Below are 6458 nucleotides of genomic sequence, written 5' to 3' on the forward strand. Positions count from 1 at the left end.
GTCCGGTTCAGCGGCCCTGCCACTGGGGCTCGCGCTTCTGCGCGAACGCCAGCGCACCCTCGGCGGCGTCCTTGGAGAACAGTGCGGGCAACGCGATCTCGCCTTGCTTCGCGAACGCCTCCGCGACCGTCCAATCCGGTGACTCGTCGATGATCCGCTTGCTCGCCGCCACCGCGAGCGGTGCGGCCGCGGCGATCTCGGCCGCCAGCTCCAGCGCGGCGGACAGCGCGGCGCCGGGTTCGGTGACCCGATTGACCAAGCCGAGCTGGTAGAGCCGTTCGGCGCCGACCCGTCCACCGGTGAGCGCCAATTCAGCGGCCATGCTGCGCGGCAGCCGCTGGGTCAACCGCAGCACGCCACCGCCCGCGGCGACCAGGCCGCGCTTGACCTCCGGAATGCCGAACTGCGCGTCCCGCGCGGCGACGATGAGATCGCCGGCCAAAGCCAGCTCGAAACCACCGGCCAGCGCGAAGCCCTCGACCGCCGAGATCATCGGCTTCGCCGGTGGTTTCGCCGTGATGCCGAGTGGACCGCGGTGCTGGGTGATGGGCATCTCGCCTTTCGAGGCGGCGACGAGATCCATTCCGGCGCTGAAGGTTCCGCCCGCACCGGTGAGCACCAGCACGCGTGCGGCGGCGTCGGCTTCGAACTCGTCGACGGCGGCCTCGATGGCTTGCGCGGTGGCCAGGTTGATCGCGTTACGCGCCTCGGGACGGTTGACCGTCAGCACGGTGATCGCATCGCGCCGTTCGACACCTACCAGGTCGGTCATCGGGCGCTCCTCTCGGTGAGCAGGGTGAACTGTCGGCGGCGAGATCGCCGACCACAGGGGCGGCTGCCGCGGTGGTGCCGGCATCCGACACCCGGACCAGTATGCGGGCTCCCGCAAGCGCAAGCGCGGTCGCCACATCGACTTCCAGCCGAACTGACTCGCGAGTAAGATTCGAGAATGGGCACCAACATCGAGCTGCGGTTCGACAACGACCGCGCCTACGTCACGCTCGACCGGCCGGACAAGCACAACGGCCTGACCATCGACATGATTAGCGAATTGATTGCTAGTGCGAAATCCGTGGCTCGCCAGCCGGGTGTACGCGCGGTAATCCTGTCTGGCAACGGACCCAGTTTCAGCAGCGGCATGGACATAGCGGCGGCTTCCAGCGATCCACTGGCAATCGTGCGGAACTTCCTACCGCCGCCCGGGCGTGGCACGAACGCCTTCCAGGAAGCGTGCTGGGCGTGGCGGCGGCTGCCGGTCCCGGTGATCGCGGCGGTGCACGGACGCTGCTATGGCGGCGGACTCCAGCTCGCGCTCGCCGCGGACATCCGTTTCGCCACGCCCGACGCGGAGTTCTCCGTAATGGAAGCCAAGCACGGCCTTGTCCCCGACATGACCGGATCGGCGACACTGTCCCGGCTGGTCGGCGTGGACAAAGCACTCCTGCTGACGATGACCGCGGACACCGTCGACGCCGTCTACGCGGCGAAGATCGGCTTGGTCACCGAGGTAGTGGCCGACCCGGTCGCCGAGGCGGAGAAACTGGCCGACCAGATCGCGGCCCGGCCGCAGCACGCCGTCGCGGCCGCCAAGCGGCTGTTCGAGAAGACCTGGCACGCATCGCCGCGGCGGACCTTCGCCATCGAGCGCGCCACCCAACTCCCGCTGATCCTGCGGAAGGCGATCGGCAATCTAACAGCAAGGTAGCTGAACGCTAACCAGTCTGAGACGGAAGCCACGAATCCGCCGGTTCCACTGCTACCATTTGCACGATTTGCCAGCCAGTCGAACTAGCGGTGCGAGGCACACTGCGAAGGAGTCTGTGTATCGCGGGACGTCTGTGTTTCGCATCGCTCCCGGCACGAAACCGGAGGGCTCACAGACCTTGATCAAGACGGCATCCTTGCTGCTCTCGGCGCTGGCGGGTGTATCGGCCTTGCTCTGCCCAGCAGCTACACCCGCGATCGCCAACCCGAACGCCATCAACCCGATTCCGGTGCTCAACGGCACGACCGGACTGCCCAATCTGGTCGGCCGCGCCAGGGCGGTCTTCCAAGTGACGGGCATGGCCAGTCCGAACAACACCCAGAACTACAACGTCCTCGGGACCGACCTCGGCATCATGTGGGACAACGGGCAGGGCGAAATGCTCACCGCCTTCGGCGACACCGCCGGTTTCGGTTTCCCGAATCTGCTCGCGGGCAGCATGTGGGCCTGGCGCAGCAATATCCTGCTCCGCAGCCATACTCAGGATCCGGCCGAGGGCATCTATTTCGACAGCGTGGTCCGCGACATGTTCGGCCAGGCGCGTGATCTGATCCCGAGCCCGAAGATTCCCTTCCTGGAGATCAGCCGCATTCCCACCGCGGGCATCGCGGTCGACGGCGTGCAGTACATGAGCTTGATGTCGGTGCGCAGCTGGGACGACATCGGACGGTGGAGCACCAACTTCTCCGGGCTGGCCGTCTCCGGCGACAACGGCGAGACCTGGGCGGAATTGCCGGAAACCCGGCGCCCGAACGAGGGTGGGAACGTCAACTTCCAGATGAACGCGTTTCTCGCCGACGGCGGATACATCTACGAATACGGCACCCGCTCCGGCCGCAACAACACCGCCCACGTGGCTCGCGTCCGGGCGCCGGACATCGCCGATCTCAGCGAATACGAATACTGGGACGGCCACAGTTGGCGTAAGAACGACGTGAATGCCGCGGCACCCATCATGTGGGGCGTCGGCGAGCTGTCGGTGATGTACAACTCCTATCTCGGGCAGTTCGTTTCGCTCACCACCGACCCGTTCAATTCCGTGGTGATGCGCCGCGCGCCCTCTCCGGCGGGCCCGTGGAGCGAACCCGAAGTGCTGATCGACACGCGCGAGTTGCCCAGCGCCTACGCGCCATCGATCTTTCCGTACCAGACGGGTCGCGATCTGTACTTCCTCACGACCGTGCACAGCCAATACAACGTCGTGCTGATGCGCACGACGCTGTAGCTCGCGACGTACCGATCCAACGCGGCTTGACCTCAATAAAGGTTTATGTATGAGGCTGAGGCGCGTTGGATCGTTCACGTCTCCGGGAGGCTTCATGGTCACCATCACTGCCGACATGCGCAGCTGGCTGCGCGACAACGCCGTCGCGATCGACAGCACCGACCCCGGCTTCCCCAGCCGGGACCTCGACGCCCTGGTCGCGCGGCTCGGCGCGGCGACGGTAGTCGGGCTCGGCGAGTCGACGCGGTTCTCCCGGCAGACCTTCGGCGTCCGCGAGCGGATATCCCGCGCCCTCGTCGAACGGCATGGCTTCCGCGCGCTGGCGATTCAGGACAGCGCGCGTTCCGGCGAACGCTGGGACCGGTTCGTCACCGCCGGAGAGGGCGATCCGGAAACAGTGCTCGCCGGTGCATGGCGCCCGTGGCGGACCGAGGAATCTGTGGCGGCGCTGCGCTGGATTCGCGCGTACAACCTGGCCCATCCGGACGACCCGGTGCGGATCTTCGGCGTCGAACCACCCAACGCCGAGCCGAGCGACTACGACGCGGTGCTGGCTTACGTGCGCGACACGGCTCCCGAGCAGTGGTCAGCGATCGAGGCGCACCTCGCGCCGATCCGCACCGCACATCAGGTCGACGAACATGTGCAGCGGCACCAGGGCATCCACCCCGGCCGCCCGTTCGCCGAACACGCCGAAGAGGCCGTCGCCCTGCTCGAGACATTGCCGGACACGCCGGAACGCGCTACCGCCCTCGTCCATGCCCGCCTGATCCTCGATTTCCACCGACAGAGCGTGGCGAGCCAGGGTTTCGCCCGCGATGAGCGACCGTCCGCCGAGACGGTGCTGAATCGGCAGCGCGCGACCGGTGCCAAGATCGTCTATTGGGACGGGCTCGCCCACACGACCAGCCTCCCGATCGGCTTCCGAACGGCCGAATTCCGGGGCGCCGGAAGTCATTTGCGCGATCACCTCGGCGACGCGTACGTGTCGGTCGCCATCGGCTTCCACCACGGCGACCTCGGCATGGCCGTGGCGCCCGATCCGCGCCCCGAGCTGGTCGACGCCGCGCTCGGCGACGTCGAGCTGCCCGCGTACTACGTGGACCTGCACGCCGACGCGCCGGAATCGGTCCGCGACCGGCTGGCGGGCCCCGCGCGGATGCGCACCATCAGCGGCGTCTACGACCCGGCCTCGGACGCCGAGGCGTACGTCCAGCTGGCGTCCCTGGCCGCCGCGTTCGACGTCTTGATCCACGTGCGCGCGACAACGCCGGTGCACTGGCTCGATGGGTGATTCGCCGCCTGGATGTACCCACAGGCAACCTTGCGAACTCCCGACCGCGGATCAATAGACTCACGATATGGATGCGGCCGATTGGGACGAGCGCTATGCGCAAACGGAATTGGTCTGGGGCGCACCGCCGAACAACACCGTGGTGGAACATGTCTACGGATTGGAACGGCGGACGCCGCCGCAGCCCGCCACACCCGACGGTGAGCCACCCGAGTTCCCCCGCGCACTCGATTTGGCGTGCGGGGAGGGCCGCAACGCCCTCTGGCTGGCCACGCACGGCTGGCAGGTACAGGCCGTCGACTACTCCCAGGTGGGCATCGACAAAGGGCGCACCGTGGCGTCCCGGTTGTCCCGCTCGGTCCGCGGTCGCATCACCTGGCAGTGCGCCGACGTCACCGACTTGGACGCTGCGGGCATCACCGGGCCGTTCGAGCTGGTGCTGATGGTTTTCCTGCACCTGCCCCCCGAGCACCGCCGCGCGGTGGTTCGCAAGGCGGCCGGCCTGCTCGCTCCCGAAGGCACCCTGTTCGTCCTCGGCCACGACACCACCAACCTCACCGACGGCTGCGGTGGGCCACAGGACCCCGCCATCCTCTTCACCCCGGACGACATCGTCGCCGACCTCGGCCCCGTGATCGCCGCCCACCGCATCCGCGTCCGCATCGCCGACCGCGTGTACCGCCCGACCGAGACCCGCGAAGCCATCGACGCCCTGGTCATCGCCACTCGCCCGGCCGAGTATGCGCCGACCGAGTGAGACACCCTAGTAAGGACCGCACGCCGACGGTCAGCGGCCGGTCAGACTCGGGTGAGCCCGCTCACCGACGACACTGCGAGCCGGGATTCAGGACCAGCGCTCCAACCACGGGGTGACGGTCTCGGCGATCAGATCGAATCCCGCGCGGAACGAGTGCGGCTGCCCGGGAACGATCCGCACTTCGGCGGCATCAGCGGGGTCGGGAATGCCGAACGGGTCGTGCGCTCCATTGACGACCACCACCTCGATGTCGCCGGGGGCAAGTAGCTCATCCCGGCGGGAATTCTCCGGCTTGCCCGGCGGATGCAGCGGGAACGAGAGCGCGATGACGCCGCGAGCCCTGGCCGCGACGGCGGTGCGGCAGGCGACCCGGGCCCCGTTGCTGCGCCCGCCCTGGATCAGCGGAATGCGCTTGCGGCCGCGTAGCCGAGCGACGATCTCCAGCCACGCCTCGTCCTGCTTGACCGCCGAACCGGGCGCCCGGCGCCCTGCGACCCGATATGGCTGTACCACCCGCGCCACTGCGCCACCCAGTCGTAGCGCCGAATCACGCACCGCGAGGAGGTCCTTTGTATCCACCCCGCCGCCCGCGCCATGCGTGAGCAGCAGCAGGAACGCGGGCCTGCGGGGCTGCTCGAGCTCGACCTCGGCCGGTCCAGCACTCGTCTCGATGCGCATCGCGCTCATTTTCGCACCCGGGGCGCTGCGCGTTCGCTGGGACTGGCGGCTTTCGTGCACGCCGCACCGGCGACGCGCCCATCAGACACTGTAAAACGCATCACATTGCCTGCTCAGCTCTTTGCGTCCTCATTACCGACCGGTAATATGGCGCATAAGTTACCCGCGAGTAGCATGCGGAAAACCGGCACGGCTACCCGGTGGCGCGAACAACGGGCGGGAACGGCACCAACCGACCGCACCAACTCAACGGAGAGTGAGTACTGACAATGGGTCACTACAAGAGCAACGTCCGCGACCTGGAGTTCAACCTCTTCGAGGTTCTGGGCCTTGGTTCCATCCTGGACAGCGGCGCCTACGGCGACCTCGACGCGGACACCGTCAAGGAGATGCTCAACGAAGTACGTCGCCTTGCCGAGGGCCCGCTCGGTGAGTCCTTCGCCGACGCCGACCGCAACCCGCCGGTCTTCGACCCCGCGACCCACACGGTCACGCTGCCCGAATCCTTCAAGAAGAGCTACCGGACGCTGCAGGACGGCGGCTGGGACAAGCTCGGCGTCGCCGAGGAGCTCGGCGGCCTGCCGATCCCGCGCGCGGCCTACTGGGCGATTGCGGAACTGCTGCTGGGCGCGCAGCCGGCTGCCTTCATGTACGCCGCGGGTCCTGGCTTCGCGAACATCTTCTACAACAACGCCACCGAAGAGCAGAAGGGCTGGGCGACGATCGCCGCCGAGCAGGG

7 protein-coding genes are annotated in these 6458 nt (G+C 67.7%); 5 read left to right on the forward strand and 2 right to left on the reverse strand.

What is annotated here, in order from left to right:
* Positions 1–7: 7 nt before the first annotated feature.
* Positions 8–772, reverse strand: coding sequence for a crotonase/enoyl-CoA hydratase family protein (locus NA4_RS28310; RefSeq protein WP_067476680.1), 765 nt, complete (start codon positions 770–772; stop codon positions 8–10).
* Positions 773–961: 189 nt separating this feature from the next.
* Between NA4_RS28310 and NA4_RS28315 the strand changes: the two genes are divergently transcribed.
* The 4 genes from NA4_RS28315 (at position 962) to NA4_RS28330 (ending at position 5041) form a co-directional block, all read left to right on the forward strand.
* Positions 962–1705, forward strand: a complete 744-nt coding sequence (locus tag NA4_RS28315) for a crotonase/enoyl-CoA hydratase family protein (protein WP_373862846.1) — start codon at positions 962–964, stop codon at positions 1703–1705.
* Positions 1706–1883: 178 nt separating this feature from the next.
* Positions 1884–2990, forward strand: coding sequence for a glycoside hydrolase family 183 protein (locus NA4_RS28320; RefSeq protein WP_067476706.1), 1107 nt, complete (start codon positions 1884–1886; stop codon positions 2988–2990).
* Positions 2991–3084: 94 nt separating this feature from the next.
* Positions 3085–4284 (forward strand): erythromycin esterase family protein, encoded by a 1200-nt coding sequence (locus NA4_RS28325; protein ID WP_067476685.1) that lies wholly within the window; start codon positions 3085–3087, stop codon positions 4282–4284.
* A 67-nt stretch (positions 4285–4351) separates the two neighbouring features.
* Entirely contained in the window at positions 4352–5041 is a 690-nt protein-coding gene (locus NA4_RS28330) for a class I SAM-dependent methyltransferase (RefSeq protein WP_067476688.1), read from the forward strand.
* 87 nt (positions 5042–5128) lie between these two features.
* On the opposite strand, the gene NA4_RS28335 is transcribed toward NA4_RS28330, so the two are convergent.
* Positions 5129–5719: an alpha/beta hydrolase family protein gene (locus NA4_RS28335; protein ID WP_067476709.1), complete on the reverse strand. Its 591-nt coding sequence runs from the start codon at positions 5717–5719 to the stop codon at positions 5129–5131.
* A 269-nt stretch (positions 5720–5988) separates the two neighbouring features.
* Between NA4_RS28335 and NA4_RS28340 the strand changes: the two genes are divergently transcribed.
* Positions 5989–6458 (forward strand): acyl-CoA dehydrogenase family protein (locus NA4_RS28340; RefSeq protein ID WP_169811138.1); only part of this gene is annotated, 470 nt, incomplete at its 3' end.

Origin of the sequence: Nocardia amamiensis NBRC 102102 (assembly GCF_001612745.1) — a bacterium.
In the GTDB taxonomy this organism is placed as follows: Bacteria; Actinomycetota; Actinomycetes; order Mycobacteriales; family Mycobacteriaceae; genus Nocardia; species Nocardia amamiensis.